A 15,755-nucleotide genomic window follows, 5' to 3' on the forward strand; every position below is an offset into this window, starting at 1 on the left:
CAGCAATAGCGGTTCTTGCCGGCGCGCTTGGCTTCGTACAGGGCCGTGTCGGCCACGCCCAGCAGTGATTCGACGGAGGTGGCGTCGTCCGGATAGATGGCGATACAGAAACTGGTGGACATGGAGCCATAACAAAAAAGCCGCGCTGTTACCAGGCGGCTTTGTTGTTGGCTGATTCAGCCGGTCTGGCGTCCCCAAGGGGATTCGAACCCCTGTACTCACCGTGAAAGGGTGATGTCCTAGGCCTCTAGACGATGGGGACAGAAAATCTGTCCTGGATGCGCTACCCTGCACCCCGACCTGTTACTTGCTTTACTACACGAATCTGGCGTCCCCAAGGGGATTCGAACCCCTGTACTCACCGTGAAAGGGTGATGTCCTAGGCCTCTAGACGATGGGGACAGAAATCTGTCCTGAATGCACTACTTCGCATCCTGACCCGGCACCGCAGCAATATGGCAGAAACAAAAAAAGCCTGACTTGTCAGGCCCATTCAGCACTGCAATATTGCTTTACAACTAAATCCTGGCGTCCCCAAGGGGATTCGAACCCCTGTACTCACCGTGAAAGGGTGATGTCCTAGGCCTCTAGACGATGGGGACCTGTGCTGGTTTTACTCTCAGCGGACTCTTCGTTGAAGGCTTTGTTTAGCCCCTCAAAAAAGCGTGCGCGAAGTTTAACACGAAGCGATTCACGAAATCAACAGCCGGCCTTCTTATTTTCCATCTTATTGCATTCCCCGCTCCATGCGAGGGCGAAGATGGCAGAAAGCCAGGGCACGGGCTCTCAGTCGGCCTGGCGCAGCAGATCGTCCGTGCCGGCGATGCGCACATCATGCATCTGCCGCAGATACGCCTCCAGGTACGCCTTGTGCGACGCGCCCACCACCACCAGCACCCGCATGCCAGGGCGCGCCATCATCACCTCGCGGATATTCGATGCCATGCGCAAATTGCGCGTTTCCCAGTAGGCCACGTAATTGCGGCCATAATGGCTGGGCGATGGTTCCTCGAGCGCCGCACCGAAATCGCCACGGAAAGCCATCTCGGCCATGGCCGGCCCGTTGTGCGCGCGGTACATGGCCAGCACGGCGGCCGGGGTCGTCGATGCCGCTTCCAGCGCATCGCTGATACGCTTGCGCTGCGCCGCAAACGGGTTATCCCACGCCTTCATGATCGCCTCGCCGTAGGCCTTCTCGTCCGCCTCATTTTCGGCAGGCGCATCGGCCGTATGGTCATCCATGGCATACACGCGCTCGTGCCCGCTCTTCGCCGCCACCACGGCAGCGATCCGCACATCCTCGCCGCGCCGTTGCAGCCTGGCATTGAGCACGGCCACCAGCGCTGCATCGAGCCCGTCACCTGCGCGCCGCTCCGCTTCCGGCAGGCGCAGCCACTGCACCAGCGCGGACGCCGGCTCGCCGCCAGCCAGGAACAGCGATGCCAGCGTGCGCCGCTGCGCGGCAGATGGCGAAGCAGGCCACGCGGCCAGCAGGCGCTGGGCCTGCACGGTGGCCGCCATCACATCCAGCCCCGTCGTCGCCCGTGCCGCGGCCGGATCCCAGCAATAAGACTTGATCGTGTCCGCATAGCGCTGCGGGTAGCTGCGCAGGTACGCACACTGCGGGCCGGACACGGCCTCGATGGCGATGGCATCCGGCCTCCATTCCAGCAAGCGCGCATTCAATGCACTCAGATGCGCGGCATCAAACGACTTCGGCAACTGCGACAAATGCGGCGTGCCCAGCACCATCACTTCATTGATACCCCCCGCTTGCAACTTGCGGGCAGCGGGATCGAAAGGAGCGACAGGCGCCTCCGCCGAGAACGCGGGAACATGCATACAAGCGGCGCACAACATGCTGGCAAATAAACGGGACATTCCACCTCCGGAGTTCAGTGATTTTATGGTGCTGGCAGGTATAAAAAAGACGCGTGCGCGAACTTGGCCAGCCACAGTCCGAGCAATGGATATCTTAAGCACTGAATATCCCGGTGTCCGCGCAAAAACGATGAACGGCAAAAATGGCATTCTGAAATGCAAATGATGTGGATACGCCGAGCGCAGGCAGCGAGGAATGGCAAACAAAGCCGCTCCAGGCGACTTTGATTATCATTTGATTTCTGCGCTGTTGGTGGAGGTAATGCGGGAGCTAAGCACTGACCTCTTGCATGCCATGCAAGCGCGCTAACAGCTTTGCCATATTTCCCCCAGGGGTATGGCGGAAAACAATCCTGAAATAAAAAAAGCCGCCCCAGGCGACTTTGATTATCATGTGATTTCTGCGCTGTTGGTGGAGGTAATGCGGGAGCTAACCGCTGACCTCTTGCATGCCATGCAAGCGCGCTAACAGCTTAGCCATATTTCCCCCAGGGGGATGGCGGAAAACAATCCGGAAATAAAAAAAAGCCGCTCTAAGCGACTTTGATTATCATGTGATTTCTGCGCTGTTGGTGGAGGTAAGCGGGATCGAACCGCTGACCTCTTGCATGCCATGCAAGCGCTCTCCCAGCTGAGCTATACCCCCCGGGCGCAGAAACACTGCTACTTCTTTACTACAACAACACCAGACTTAACTGGCGTCCCCAAGGGGATTCGAACCCCTGTACTCACCGTGAAAGGGTGATGTCCTAGGCCTCTAGACGATGGGGACCTGGATACTACATTTTACTTCTACAGTTTGCTACTTTACTCCTGCGCTGTTGGTGGAGGTAAGCGGGATCGAACCGCTGACCTCTTGCATGCCATGCAAGCGCTCTCCCAGCTGAGCTATACCCCCCGGGCGCAGAAATAATAAAAGCCGCACTTGGCGACTTTGTTCCACTACTTGCTTTCCATCCAGATTCCGCTTTTTACGGGCCTGAACTTACAACAATCAGTACAAACAACTGCCACTACTATACCACAACTACCTGGCGTCCCCAAGGGGATTCGAACCCCTGTACTCACCGTGAAAGGGTGATGTCCTAGGCCTCTAGACGATGGGGACCGCGGAACTACCTAACAACAACTGCACCACTTCAACAACTAACAAAACCTGACTGCGATTTTGCTGCTGGTGGAGGTAAGCGGGATCGAACCGCTGACCTCTTGCATGCCATGCAAGCGCTCTCCCAGCTGAGCTATACCCCCGTTGGTGCAGAAACAAGAGTATAGCAAAGAAGTTTCACTCTGCAAATACCCTTTTTCGTCTATGAGCAACTTTTCATAGGGAGGGTTTCCGCACGCTGTTTCTACGCTGATTTCTACGCGTATTCAATCGCGGCGATTAGAGCCACTTTGCCAGACGCGCCAGCACGGTCTCGCGACCAAATACCACCACCACCTGGTCGATGGCCGGCGTCTGCAGCTGCCCCGTCAGGATCAAACGCAAAGGCATGGCCAGCAGCGGCATCTTGATGGTGTTGGCGGCCAGCACTTCCTTGATCATGGCGGCGACTGCTTCCTTGCTCCACTCCACCGTGGCGATGCGCTCGGCGAACTGCGCCAGCACGGGCTTGATCGCGTCCGTGATGTGCTGCGCCACCAGATCGGCTTCCGGCTGAGGCTCGCGGAAGAACAGCATCGAAGCGGCAGCCAGTTCGTTGACGGTGTTCGCGCGCTCTTTCATCATGTCCAGCACCAGCGCCAGGTCCGGCGCGCCTTCGAAGACGGCGCCAGCTGCCAGCATCTGCGCTCTAGCCAGGTCGGCCAGGCGCGTATTGTCGGCCTGCTTGATGTAGTGGTTATTGAGCCACTTGAGCTTTTCCAGGTCGAACTGCGCGGCCGACTTGGTCAGGTGGTCGAGGTTGAACCACTCGCAGAACTGCTCCACCGAGAACACCTCATCGTCGCCATGGCTCCAGCCCAGGCGCGCCAGGTAGTTCAGCATCGACTCGGGCAGGAAGCCCTGCGCCGGGTAATCCATGACACTGACGGCATCGCGGCGCTTGGACATCTTCTGGCCATCCGAACCGAGGATCATCGGCAGGTGGCCGTACAGCGGCAGCGGCGCGTTGATGGCGCGCAGGATGTTGATCTGGCGCGGCGTGTTGTTGACGTGGTCATCGCCGCGCAGCACGTGCGTGATGCCCATATCCCAGTCGTCGACGGCGACGCAGAAGTTATAGGTTGGCGTGCCGTCCGGACGCGCGATCACCAGGTCATCCAGTTCGCGGTTCGAAATCGTAATGGTGCCCTTGACAACATCGCCCCAGCTGACGTCGCCGTCGAGCGGATTCTTGAAGCGCACGACAGGCTTGCGATCAGAAGGAACGGTTGGCAGGGTCTTGCCCGGCTCCGGACGCCAGGTGCCGTCATAGCGCGGCTTTTCGCCGGCGGCGCGCATGCGCTCGCGCATCGCTTCGACTTCATCGGACGACGAGTAGCAATGGTAGGCGGTGCCTTCGGCCAGCATCTGCGCCACCACTTCGCGGTAGCGGTCCATGCGCTGCATCTGGTAGAACGGGCCTTCGTCGTGGTCCAGGCCCAGCCACTGCATGCCTTCGATGATGGCTTGCACCGCTTCCGGCGTCGAACGCTCCACGTCCGTGTCTTCAATGCGCAGCACGAAGGTGCCGCCGAAGTGACGGGCAAATGCCCAGCTGTACAAAGCGGTGCGGGCGCCGCCAAGGTGAAGGTAGCCGGTCGGGCTGGGAGCGAAACGGGTGCGGACGGGAGTGGCGGTTGTGGTCATCGAAGTAATCAGGCTTGAATAAGTAAAACGCCATTTTACTACCTAAGCAAATCCCTAAGGCAAACCCCGGGGTCAGTCACTTCGTGATCGAAATGGGGCTCACTGGGTCCCATTTCCCCTGAGGGTCTGACCCCGGCCCTTCAAGGGGCTTGTCTTATAGTGCCAGCAGCCGCCTTTTCACCTCTTCCGCCTGCGCATGCAGCGCCTGCTCGAACAGGGCCACCAGCTGCGACAGGGGCCGGTGCAACGGCTTGACCAGGTTCACGGTAAACGGCAGCGACACACTGAAGCGGCGGATCTGCAAGCCCTGCCCCGCATAGTCGAGGGCCGTGAGCGGGTTGACGATGGCCAGGCCCACGCCTTCGCGCACCATGGCGCAGACGGAGGCGGCGCTGTGGGTGTCGAGCGCCATGCGCCGCTCCACGCCGGTCTGCGCGAAGATGGCGTCGATCTGCTGGCGATACGGGTCGACGGCGGCCAGGCTGATAAAAGGCTGGCCGGCGAAATCCTCCGGTTGCAGCACGGCCTTGGACGCCAGCGCATGGCCGTCCGGCAGCACGCACACTTCATCGACGGACATCAAGGTATCAAGCACGGTGCCCGGCGGCGCATTGCCCACTTCCGTCAGGCCGATGTCATGGCGCTGCGCCGACAGCCATTCTTCCAGCAGCGGCGACTCCTGCGGCGTGATGCTGATGCTCACCTTGGGGAAATCGGCGACGAACAGTTTGCACGCCTGCGGCAGCAGCGACTGCGAAAACACGGGCAGGCAGGCAATCGACAGCTGCCCCTGGTCGAACTGGCGCAAAGCCGTCGCCGTGCTGACTATGCGTTCCAGTCCAAAATACGCGCGCTGCACTTCCTCGAACAGCTGCAGCGCCTGCGCCGTCGGGCGCAAGCGCCCCCGCTCGCGCTCGAACAGGGTCAGGCCCGTCAAATGCTCGAGGCGCGCCAACTCGCGGCTGACGGTGGGCTGCGAAGTATGCAGCATGGCGGCGGCGGCCGTCACGCTGCCCGTCGTCATGATGGCGCGGAAGACTTCGATATGGCGCAAAGAGATAGTCATGTCCATATCATAAATGAATAAGGTCAGCTTAAATGGATATTTTATGTTTACAAAGAAAACCCGCATCATGGTCAGCATCGCAGGTCGGATGAGCGGGCAAAGCCCGCGTAATCCGACGCCACCCTAAACATGACAAAGACCACCACCATGAAGCCAGTGCCAGACGCCACCCTCGCCCAACTCGCCCAGGAACACGGCACTCCGCTGTGGGTCTACGACGCGGCCACCATCCGTGCGCGCATCAAGCAGTTGGCGCAGTTCGACACCGTGCGTTTCGCGCAAAAGGCCAATTCGAACATCCATTTGCTCACCCTGATGCGCGAAGCGGGCGTGCACGTGGACGCCGTGTCGCTGGGCGAGATCGAACGCGCGCTGCAGGCGGGCTTCACGCCGGCGCAGACCAACGGCGCCGCCGGCGTGGTCTTCACCTGCGACCTGTTCGACCGCGCCACCCTGGCGCGCGTGGCGGCAGCAAAAATTGAAGTCAATTGCGGTTCCGTCGACATGCTACGCCAGCTGGGACCAGTGTCGCCCGGCCACCGCGTCTGGCTGCGCATCAATCCCGGCTATGGCCACGGCCACAGCAACAAGACCAACACGGGCGGCGAAAACAGCAAGCACGGCATCTGGCATGAAGAACTGCCGGAAGCGCTGGCCGTCATCCGCGCCCATGGCCTGCACCTGGTGGGCCTGCACATGCACATCGGCTCCGGCGTCGACTACAGCCACCTGGAAACCGTCTGCGGCACCATGGTCGACCTGGTGAAAAACATGGGCCACGATATCGAAGCCATTTCCACGGGCGGCGGCCTGTCGGTGCCTTACCGCGAAGGCGAACAGCCCGTCGACACGGACCATTATTTCCAGCTGTGGGATACGGCGCGCAAGCAGATCGAGGCGCACCTGGGCCACCCCGTGCACCTGGAAATCGAACCGGGCCGCTTCCTCGTCGCCGACAGCGGCCTGCTGGTGGCCGAAGTGCGCGCCACCAAGCAAATGGGCGGCAACCATTTCACTTTGCTTGACACGGGCTTCAATGAACTGATGCGCCCCGCCATGTACGGCAGCTACCACGCCATGTCGGTCATCGCACATGATGGCCGTGCTCTGGACGCTAGCCCCGCATGCGCCACCGTGGTCGGCGGCCCCCTGTGCGAATCGGGCGACGTGTTTACCCAGCGCGATGGCGGCGTGGTCGAAACACGGCTGCTGCCTGCGGCGCAGGTCGGCGACTACGTGGTCTTCGAAGGCGCCGGCGCCTACGGCGCGTCGATGTCGTCGAACTACAACAGCCGTCCGCATGCGGCCGAATACCTGGTCGATGGCGAGCAGTCCCGCTTGATCCGCCGCCGCCAGACTGTGGCCGAGCTGATCGCCCTGGAACAGTTCTAAGCCGTTACCAGGCGGTTTCCAATCCGCGCCCGCGTGCGGGCATGCGCATCTGCTACCATCGGCACAACTCGATGAAAGCCCGCCATGCCCGCCACCACCCTCACCTTGCGCCGCAGCGCCAGCTTCGCGCTTCCACTGCTGCTCTCCCTTGTCCTTGCCGGCTGCGCCGCGCTGCCCTCGCTGGAGGGCGCGTGGCGTCCAGCGTCATCACCGATACGGCCAACACGCAACTGGGTCTGGCCATCGCGCCACTGGCGGCGCAGCATCCGGGCGTGTCCGGCATCTATCCGCTGGCCGACGGGCGCGATGCGTTTGCCGCGCGCGCACTGCTGGCAGGCGCCGCCCAGCGCAGCCTGGACGTGCAGTACTACATCTGGCACAAGGATATTACCGGCACCCTGCTGTTCGACGCCCTGCGCCAGGCGGCGGAACGGGGCGTGCGCGTGCGCCTGCTGCTCGACGATAACAACACGGCGGGCCTGGATCAGACCCTGAGCATGCTGGGCAAGCAGGCGAATATCGAAATCCGCCTGTTCAACCCTTTCGTCCCCCGCTCTCCGCGGGCACTGGCCTTTGCCACGGATTTTTCTCGCCTGAACCGGCGCATGCACAATAAATCCTTCACGGCCGATAACCAGGCCACCATCGTCGGCGGGCGCAATGTGGGCGATGAATATTTCGGCGCGGCCGGCGATGTGCTGTTTGCCGACCTTGACGTACTGGCCGTCGGCCCCGTCGTCAACGACGTCTCGCAGGAATTCGACCGCTACTGGAACAGCGCATCGGCCTATCCGGCGCAGCTGCTGCTGACCAGGGCCGTCGATGGCGACGCGGCCACCATCGCCGCCGAGGCGGACCGCATCGACGATACCAAGGCAGCCGAAGAATATGTGCAGGCACTGCGCACTACGCCCTTCGTCAGGCAGATGATGGAACGCACCCTGCCGTTCGAATGGGCACGCACGCGCATGATCAGCGACGACCCGGCCAAGGTGCTGAACCAGGCAAAACCCGGCAGCAGCGTGGCGGAAAACCTGCAAGACCTGCTGGGGGTGCCGGAAAAGGAACTCGATCTGATTTCGCCGTATTTCGTGCCCGGCAAGTCGGGCACCCAGGCCTTTGCCGACCTGGCGCACAAGGGCGTCGGCGTGCGCGTGCTGACGAATGCGCTGGAAGCGACCGACGTGGCGGCCGTGCATGCCGGCTATGCGAAGTGGCGAAAACCGCTGCTCGAAGCAGGCGTGCTGCTGTATGAATCGCGCCGCTCGTGGGAAGCGGGCGACGCGCGCGAACAGCCAGGACGCTTCGGCAGTTCCGCATCAAGCCTGCACGCGAAGACCTTTTCCGTCGATGACCGGCGCATCTTTGTCGGCTCGTTCAACTTCGATCCCCGCTCCGTCGAATTGAATACGGAAATGGGCCTCGTCATCGACAGCCCGGTGCTGGCCAGCCAGCTGGGCCAGGCCATGCGCACCACCATCCCGCAGCGCGCCTACCAGGTCATGCTGGCAGCGGACGGTTCGCTGTACTGGGTCGCTCGCAACGCCAACGGCAGCACCACGCGCTACGACACGGAGCCGGGCACCAGCATCTGGAAGCGCATGGGCGTGGCGATTTTGTCGGTGCTGCCGATCGACTGGCTGCTGTAAGCGGATTGGCCAGCGATGTAATCGGATGACGCAGGGCTTTGCCCCGCTATGGCGGCGCCAGTCCAACGCAGGTCGGCTTAGCGCGCAGCGCGTAAGCCGACTGCATCACAGGATGGGCCAACACTGTTGTCGGATCACGCGGGGCCTTGCCCCGCTAAGCCGACCTACGCTCTTCGCCAGGCCAAGGACGGTCGTATTGGTGGCGGCACCGACGCGCAAACAGTGCCGGTGGTGTTGGTGGCGCTGCCGGCACGCAAACCTCGTAGGTCGGGTTAGCGCGCAGCGCGTAAGCCGACAACACCACAAGCCGGGAAGCTTACCGCACCGCTTCCGTCAAAATGCGCCCTTCCGACGCCGACGGCTGGCGGATGCGCAGCAGGTGGGCCAGGGTCGGCGCGATGTCGACCACTTCCGCGTATTCGCCATACGCGCCCGGCTTGATCCAGCGCGGGCCGAAGACCATCAGCGGCACGTTGGTGTCATAGGTGTACGGCGTGCCGTGCGAAGTGCCGCCGCTACCCTTGCCGAAGTACCAGGCCGGCTTTGTGACGACCATCAGGTCGCCCGACAACTGGCGGTTCCAGGCGCGGCGCATCAAGGTGTCCATGCGCGTGGCCACGGCGCCCGTCTCCATCTGCGTGCGGGTATACACTTGCGCCAGGCCGTCCTGCTGCAGCAGGAAGCGGGCCGCCGCGTCTTCCAGGGCCGTGCGATTGACGCCGCGCTTTTCCGCCAGCGCGTAGTCGAGGTAAATGTTCGGCAGCGATGACGTGGTCACCAGCTTGTCGATACCCAGGCTTGCCGCCAGGTGCTGGTTCAGCGCATCGACCAGTTTGGCGCCATCGATGCGTTTGGCCGAGAAGCCGCGCGTTTCGGCGAATTCCGGCACATTGGCAAAGCCATGGTCGGCCGTCAGCACCACCAGCACATTGTCCATGCCGACTTTTTTATCCAGGTCGGCAAAGAAACCGGCCAGCATGCGGTCCAGGCGCTGCAGGTGGTCGTGCGACATCTTGCTTTCCGGACCGTAGGCATGGTTCACATAATCGTGCGCGGACAGGCTCACGCCCAGGATATCGGGCACGCCCGCCGGGTTGCGGCCCAGGTTTTCGCCATCGATGGCGGCACGAGCGAATTCCAGGGTCAGCTCGTCGAGGAAGGGACCGGACTTCAGGCGGCTGTAGTACTCGCCATCGAGCTTGCCGCTGTCGCTGTAGTAGGCGAACGGGAAGGTGTTGCGCGTACCCGCCTTGGCGGGAACGATGTCGTCGCGCGCGTCATTGGCGTAGGCGCCATCTGCCAGCAGCGGCGTCCAGCTCTTGCCGTAATAGCGGTCCTGCGGCCTGGCCGCCTGGTAGCGCTGCACCCATTGCGGGTGCTGCTGCATATAGTATGTGCTGCTGGCGAAGTTGCCCGTCTTTTCCATGTACATATAGGCGGTGCCGGTTTTCCCGGCCAGCAGGATGGCGCCGCGGTCCTTGCCCGACACCGTCACGACCTTGGCCTGGTTGCCCGTCGAGTAGCGCAGCTCGTCGCCCAGGGTGCTGACGCGCAGCTTGGTCGGCGCCGTACCGTCGTCTGGCTGCGTTTCTTCGCCGATGTAATGGAAATTGCCGTCTTCGGTGCAGTACACGGATTTTTTCGTGACGGGATCGATCCAGTTATTGCCGATCACGCCATGCTGGTAAGGGTAGGCGCCCGACAGCACGGCCGAATGGCCGATGGCGGTAACGGTGATGCCATGCGCCTGGTGCGCATCGCTGAACCACGCGCCCTGCTCCAGCAGCCGGCGGAAGCCACCCTGGACAAACTGGCCGCGGTAGCGCGTCACCTGCTCTTGCGGCAAGCCGTCGACCACCAGCACGACTACCAGCTTGGGCTGCGCCACGGCAGCCGACGCCACAGGAACGGCCTTGGCCGCATGCGCCTGGCATGCCGCCACGCTTGCCACCAGCAGCAGCGCCTGCGCCAGTTGCCGGGAAAGGGAGAAATTCTTCGTCATATCCGCTCGTTTATCAATACACATTATCGGGATGCTATCGGGTAGCCCTATGCTGGCCAGCGGGCAGCATACGCAGACTATATGACGCAATGATGACAATAAGCAACACTATGAAAAAAACAAGGCCGGAATCCCTTGGGAGTCCGGCCTGTCGAGGCGCTGCAAAACTGGCTGCTGGCTACTTGACCGTCACCTGGATGCTTTTGGCCCATTCCGGTCCGTACGACTGATGGGCGCCATTGGCAAATTGCATGGTCAGCGTGTACTGGCCCGGCGGCAACTTGACTTCCGTTTCCGTCTGCCCCTTGCCGAAATGCAGGTGCATATCGTCCATCGGGATCATCTCGCCCGCCTTCATGGCGCCCTTGTTGATCAGCAAATGATGGTGGCCCGTCTTGGCCGTCATATCGCCGGCCGGCTTGACATCCATGCCCTTGACGGCGAATTTGACCTTGAACGGGCTGCTCACCGTGGCCCCGTCAAGGGGTTCGACGAATGACACGGACTGGGCAAAGGCGCTGGCGGCCAGCAGGCTGCCGGCAATCACGACGCCGGCCCGGCGCAGGAATACGGTAGTCAATTGCATAATGTCTCCTCTTGTTTAATAACAACACGGACTGCATGAAACCATATTCCTGGCGACCATGGCGCCGGGGTGCTGCTGGGGTCAGTCGCTTCGCGATCGGAGCGCATCCCATTGGGATGCACTCCCCCGGTGGGTCTGACCCCATGGCCGATCATCAATCGTTCTTGATCACGATGCTCGGGAACTTGCTCGTCATGTCCTTCGCCTTTTCCGCCACCTTGATGGCGATGGTGCGGGCGATCTGCTTGTAGATCACGGCGACAGGGCCTTCCGGCTCGGCCACGACGGTCGGCGTGCCCGAATCCGTCTGCTGGCGAATCGCCATGGTCAGCGGCAAGGCGCCGAGGAATTCCACGCCAAAGTCCGCGCACATCTTCGCGCCGCCGCCGGCGCCGAAGATTTCTTCCGCATGGCCGCAGTTCGAGCAGATGTGCGTGCTCATGTTTTCCACCACGCCGAGGATAGGAATGCCGACTTTCTCGAACATTTTCAAGCCCTTGCGCGCGTCCAGCAGGGCAATGTCCTGCGGCGTCGTGACGATGACGGCGCCCGTGACAGGCACTTTTTGCGACAGGGTCAGCTGGATGTCGCCCGTGCCTGGCGGCATGTCGACGATCAGGTAATCGAGGTCGCGCCAGTTGGTCTGGTCCAGCAACTGCTGCAGGGCTTGGGTAACCATCGGGCCGCGCCACACCATCGGCTCGTCCGGATCGATCATGAAGCCGATCGACGACACTTGCAGGCCGTGGTTTTCCATCGGCTCCATACTCTTGCCATCGAGGGTCTTCGGCTGACCGCTGATGCCCAGCATCATCGGCTGCGACGGGCCATAGATGTCGGCGTCCAGCATGCCGACGGTGGCGCCTTCGGCCGCCAAGGCCAGGGCCAGGTTGACGGCCGTCGTCGATTTGCCCACGCCGCCCTTGCCGGAAGCGACGGCAATGATGTTTTTCACGTTGCTCATCGGCTTCAAGCCGCGCTGCACCGTGTGCGAAATGATCTTCGACGACACGCCAACGCTGACATTGCCCACGCCCGGCAGCACGCGCAGCGCGGCCAGCACGGATTTGCGGATCAGGTCGATCTGGCTTTTCGCCGGATAGCCAAGCTCGATATCGAGCGAAATATCATCGCCATCGACCTTCAGATTCTTGACGGTTTTACTGGAAACGAAATCTTTATGTGTATTTGGATCAATAACCTGGGCCAGTGCGGCCTTGACGTCTTCTACTGTGATGCTCATGACAATCTCCGTATGCAATACGCGCAGTCTAGCGTAAATTTGCATGGCGCGATGGAGACAAAAGCACTACTTGCCGGCCCGGCATCTGCTCATATTGCGTTTCCGCTGTTAAAATGCCCTATTATCCATCCCAAAAGTGCATCAATCATGACTCGCAAGCTGTTCGTCACCACTGCCCTGCCTTACGCAAACGCCGCTTTTCACATTGGCCATATCATGGAATACATCCAGGCCGATATCTGGGTCCGGTTCCAGCGAATGCAACGCGATGGCGCAGCCGGCCGTGAAGTGCACTTTGTGGGCGCCGACGATACGCATGGCACGCCCATCATGATCGCCGCCGAAAAGGAAGGCATCACGCCTCAGCAATTCGTCGCCAACATCGCCGCCGGCCGCGCCCAGTACCTGGACGGTTTCCATATCGCCTTTGATAACTGGTATTCGACCGACTCGCCGGAAAACGTCGACCTGTCGCAATCGATCTACCGCAAGCTGCGCGATACGGGCCTGATCGTCACGAAAACCGTCGACCGCTTCTTCGACCCCGTCAAAGGCATGTTCCTGGCCGACCGCAACATCAAGGGCGAATGCCCGAAATGCGGCGCCAAGAACCAGTACGGCGACAACTGCGAAGTGTGCGGCGCCGCCTACCAGCCGACCGACCTGGTCAATCCATTCTCCGTCTTCACCAACGCGACGCCCGTGATGAAGCCGTCGGAACAGTATTTCTTCAAGCTGTCCGACCCGCGCTGCTTCGAATTCCTGAAAAGCTGGCTGAATACACCCGGCCGCCTGCAGCCGGAAATGGTCAACAAGGTCAGCGAATGGCTGGGCGAAGCCGGTGAAAAGCTGGCCGACTGGGATATCTCGCGCGATGCGCCCTACTTCGGCATCCCGATCCCGGACGCGCCGGGCAAGTTCTTCTATGTGTGGATGGATGCGCCTGTCGGCTACCTGGCCAGCCTGAAAAACTATTGCGACAAGAAAGGCATCGATTTCGACGCCCTCCTGAATGACCCGTCGACGGAACAGATCCACTTCATCGGCAAGGACATCGTTTCCTTCCACCTGCTGTTCTGGCCCGCCATGCTGAAATTCGCCGGCCACCCGGTGATCGACAAACTGAAAGTCAATGTCCACGGCTTCCTGACAGTCAACAACGAGAAAATGTCGAAATCGCGCGGCACCGGCATTTCGCCGCTGCGCTACCTGGACCTGGGCATGAACCCGGAATGGCTGCGCTACTACATCGCCTTCAAGCTGAACTCGAAAGTGGAAGACCTGGACTTCAACGGCGAAGATTTTGTTGCCCGCGTGAACAGCGACCTGATCGGCAAATACGTCAACATCGCCAGCCGCTGCGCCGGCTTCATCGCCAAGAAATTCGACGGCAAGCTGGCATCATCGCTGTCGGACAGCGCGCAAGGCTGGATCAACCGCGCACTGACGGTGGACGTCAACGGCGTCATCGTCGAGCGCCAGGCCAGCATCGCCGCGCACTTCGAGAACCGCGAATTCGGCAAGGCCTTGCGCGAAATCATGGAAATCGCCGACATCACCAACCAGTATGTCGATGAAAACAAACCGTGGATCCTGGCCAAGGATGCGGACAAGACCGCCGAGCTGCACGACGTGTGCACGACGGCCCTGATCCTGTTCCGCCAGCTGACGATTTTGCTGTCGCCGGTGCTGCCGGGCGTGGCGAATAACGTGGCATCGTTCCTCAATGACGCAGAATTTACTTGGGCCGACACGCAGGTGTTCGGCGACGCCGTCTCGAACAGCATGCTGGGCCGCACCATCGGCGCCTACAGCCACCTGATGACGCGCATGGATGCGAAGATGATCGAAGCGCTGTTCGACGCGCCGCAAGCGGTCCCCGCCATTGCCGCACCGGCAGGCGACGCTGCGAATGACGCCGCTCCAGCACCCGCCGCGGCAGTACCGGCCACGGCCATCGAGGAACTGGCACCCGAGATCAAGATCGACGATTTCCTCAAGGTCGACCTGCGCATCGCCAGGATCGTCAACTGCGAACTGGTCGACGGCTCCGACAAGCTTCTGCGCCTGACCCTCGATGCGGGCGAAGGCCGCTTGCGCAACGTGTTCTCGGGCATCCGCTCGGCCTACCAGCCGGAAGAACTGGTCGGCAAGCTGACGGTGCTGGTGGCCAACCTGGCGCCGCGCAAGATGAAGTTCGGTATTTCCGAAGGCATGGTCATGGCCGCATCGAGTGCCGACGAGAAGGCCAATCCGGGCATCTACATCCTGAACCCGTGGCCGGGCGCCGAACCTGGCATGCGCATCCGCTAAGCCCGCACAAGGACCGATGATGAATATCGTGGTGCGCGAAGCAACAGATGCCGATGCACAACTGATCGCCGAGCTGACCCGCGCAGCATGGGCCGGCAAGGTGGCCCCGTCATCGAGCGGGCACCACGAAACAGCCGAACTGGTGGCGGAGCAGTTGCGCCACGGCGGTGGTTTCGTGCTGCTGATCGACGATGTGCCAGCCGGTTCGCTGCGCTGGATGCCGCTCGACAGCGATCCCGCCATCTGGAAGATTTCACGCATGGGCGTGCTGCCCGCCTACCGGGGCGGCAACGTATCGCAGCATTTGCTCGAAGCCATTATTCATCACGGCCTGTCGTGCCAGGCGGAAGAACTGCGCCTGGCCGTGCGGCGCGACCAGCGCAAGCTGATCGATTTTTACGCGGCCTTTGAATTCGACCTCGCCGAAGAACTGGAATATTCGCACGCCAACCCCGCCGAACCGGCGCCGATGGTGATGCGACGCCTGCTAAGGTATTGATTTTTAGCATTTTTGCCCCCGGCTTGCCCATACAACAACCCGCCAGTGCATCCGGCGCGGTAGAATACGGCCGGCTGACCTTACTTATAAGACACTCAGAAGACACTATGAAACTGCCTGCAAAACACAACAACTACGTATCCGACCACACCCTGTTCATCGCCGAACTGAAGGCCAAGAACCCTGGCATGGAAGCGGGCCAGCAAGCGGGCCGCGCCCTGCTGTGGGACAAGCCGCCCGTCAGCATGGATGAGCAGGAACGCCAGATGGCATCGGCCGTCAAGCAACAGGCTTACGTTTACCAGAACAAGAACTAATATCTGGAACCGG

At 61.3% G+C, this 15,755-nt stretch carries 13 protein-coding genes and 8 tRNA genes; 6 read left to right on the top strand and 15 right to left on the bottom strand.

The genetic code is table 11. From position 1 onward, the window contains the following. The 5 genes from JaAD80_RS09375 to JaAD80_RS09395 all read right to left on the bottom strand — a co-directional run. The coding region (locus tag JaAD80_RS09375) for a diguanylate cyclase domain-containing protein (RefSeq protein WP_146012328.1) at positions 1–122 on the bottom strand (122 nt) is incomplete at its 3' end. Between the two features lie 64 nt (positions 123–186). Next, a tRNA-Glu gene (locus JaAD80_RS09380) sits at positions 187–262 on the bottom strand. A 64-nt stretch (positions 263–326) separates the two neighbouring features. Continuing rightward, a tRNA-Glu gene (locus JaAD80_RS09385) sits at positions 327–402 on the bottom strand. A gap of 124 nt (positions 403–526) precedes the next feature. Further along, positions 527–602: transfer RNA gene (locus tag JaAD80_RS09390), tRNA-Glu, on the bottom strand. A gap of 184 nt (positions 603–786) precedes the next feature. Continuing rightward, entirely contained in the window at positions 787–1,842 is a 1,056-nt protein-coding gene (locus JaAD80_RS09395; protein WP_258002891.1) for a DUF5694 domain-containing protein, read from the bottom strand. Positions 1,843–1,858: 16 nt separating this feature from the next. Here JaAD80_RS09395 and JaAD80_RS30620 point away from each other — a divergent pair, with 16 nt between their 5' ends. Next, positions 1,859–2,047: a hypothetical protein gene (locus tag JaAD80_RS30620; RefSeq protein WP_180979363.1), complete on the top strand. Its 189-nt coding sequence runs from the start codon at positions 1,859–1,861 to the stop codon at positions 2,045–2,047. A 404-nt stretch (positions 2,048–2,451) separates the two neighbouring features. Here the strand turns inward: JaAD80_RS30620 and JaAD80_RS09400 are convergent. From JaAD80_RS09400 to JaAD80_RS09430, 7 genes are all read right to left on the bottom strand, one after another. After that, a tRNA-Ala gene (locus JaAD80_RS09400) sits at positions 2,452–2,527 on the bottom strand. A 50-nt stretch (positions 2,528–2,577) separates the two neighbouring features. Next, positions 2,578–2,653, bottom strand: a tRNA-Glu gene (locus tag JaAD80_RS09405). A 50-nt stretch (positions 2,654–2,703) separates the two neighbouring features. Further along, a tRNA-Ala gene (locus tag JaAD80_RS09410) sits at positions 2,704–2,779 on the bottom strand. Positions 2,780–2,913: 134 nt separating this feature from the next. Further along, positions 2,914–2,989 (bottom strand) — tRNA-Glu (locus tag JaAD80_RS09415). A 67-nt stretch (positions 2,990–3,056) separates the two neighbouring features. Further along, a tRNA-Ala gene (locus JaAD80_RS09420) sits at positions 3,057–3,132 on the bottom strand. 136 nt (positions 3,133–3,268) lie between these two features. Then, positions 3,269–4,675 (bottom strand): glutamate--tRNA ligase, encoded by a 1,407-nt coding sequence (gene gltX, locus JaAD80_RS09425; RefSeq protein ID WP_102293933.1) that lies wholly within the window; start codon positions 4,673–4,675, stop codon positions 3,269–3,271. A 154-nt stretch (positions 4,676–4,829) separates the two neighbouring features. After that, the gene (locus tag JaAD80_RS09430; protein WP_102294025.1) at positions 4,830–5,741 is read right to left on the bottom strand and encodes a LysR family transcriptional regulator; all 912 of its coding nucleotides are present in this window, start codon (positions 5,739–5,741) and stop codon (positions 4,830–4,832) included. 147 nt (positions 5,742–5,888) lie between these two features. Here JaAD80_RS09430 and lysA point away from each other — a divergent pair, with 147 nt between their 5' ends. Both lysA and JaAD80_RS09440 read left to right on the top strand, forming a co-directional pair. Further along, positions 5,889–7,133, top strand: coding sequence for a diaminopimelate decarboxylase (gene lysA, locus JaAD80_RS09435; protein ID WP_102293934.1), 1,245 nt, complete (start codon positions 5,889–5,891; stop codon positions 7,131–7,133). Between the two features lie 191 nt (positions 7,134–7,324). Then, the gene (locus tag JaAD80_RS09440) at positions 7,325–8,782 is read left to right on the top strand and encodes a phospholipase D family protein (protein ID WP_258002892.1); all 1,458 of its coding nucleotides are present in this window, start codon (positions 7,325–7,327) and stop codon (positions 8,780–8,782) included. Positions 8,783–9,098: 316 nt separating this feature from the next. Here the strand turns inward: JaAD80_RS09440 and JaAD80_RS09445 are convergent, their stop codons facing one another. The 3 genes from JaAD80_RS09445 to apbC all read right to left on the bottom strand — a co-directional run bounded on the left by JaAD80_RS09445 (position 9,099) and on the right by apbC (position 12,613). After that, positions 9,099–10,784, bottom strand: coding sequence for an alkaline phosphatase family protein (locus JaAD80_RS09445; protein ID WP_102293935.1), 1,686 nt, complete (start codon positions 10,782–10,784; stop codon positions 9,099–9,101). A gap of 178 nt (positions 10,785–10,962) precedes the next feature. Beyond that, positions 10,963–11,370: a DUF4399 domain-containing protein gene (locus JaAD80_RS09450; RefSeq protein ID WP_102293936.1), complete on the bottom strand. Its 408-nt coding sequence runs from the start codon at positions 11,368–11,370 to the stop codon at positions 10,963–10,965. A 154-nt stretch (positions 11,371–11,524) separates the two neighbouring features. After that, entirely contained in the window at positions 11,525–12,613 is a 1,089-nt protein-coding gene (gene apbC / locus JaAD80_RS09455; RefSeq protein WP_034758315.1) for an iron-sulfur cluster carrier protein ApbC, read from the bottom strand. Between the two features lie 147 nt (positions 12,614–12,760). Here apbC and metG point away from each other — a divergent pair, with 147 nt between their 5' ends. The 3 genes from metG (at position 12,761) to JaAD80_RS09470 (ending at position 15,742) form a co-directional block, all read left to right on the top strand. After that, the gene (gene metG / locus JaAD80_RS09460; protein ID WP_102293937.1) at positions 12,761–14,926 is read left to right on the top strand and encodes a methionine--tRNA ligase; all 2,166 of its coding nucleotides are present in this window, start codon (positions 12,761–12,763) and stop codon (positions 14,924–14,926) included. Between the two features lie 19 nt (positions 14,927–14,945). Beyond that, positions 14,946–15,425 (top strand): GNAT family N-acetyltransferase, encoded by a 480-nt coding sequence (locus JaAD80_RS09465; RefSeq protein ID WP_102294026.1) that lies wholly within the window; start codon positions 14,946–14,948, stop codon positions 15,423–15,425. A gap of 107 nt (positions 15,426–15,532) precedes the next feature. Next, positions 15,533–15,742 carry a DUF3460 family protein gene (locus tag JaAD80_RS09470; protein WP_102293938.1) on the top strand — a complete coding sequence of 70 codons (210 nt, stop codon included), beginning with the start codon at positions 15,533–15,535 and terminating at the stop codon, positions 15,740–15,742. The last annotated feature ends 13 nt before the right edge of the window (positions 15,743–15,755 follow it).

Source organism: Janthinobacterium sp. AD80 (assembly GCF_002878455.1).
In the GTDB taxonomy this organism is placed as follows: domain Bacteria; phylum Pseudomonadota; class Gammaproteobacteria; order Burkholderiales; family Burkholderiaceae_D; genus Janthinobacterium.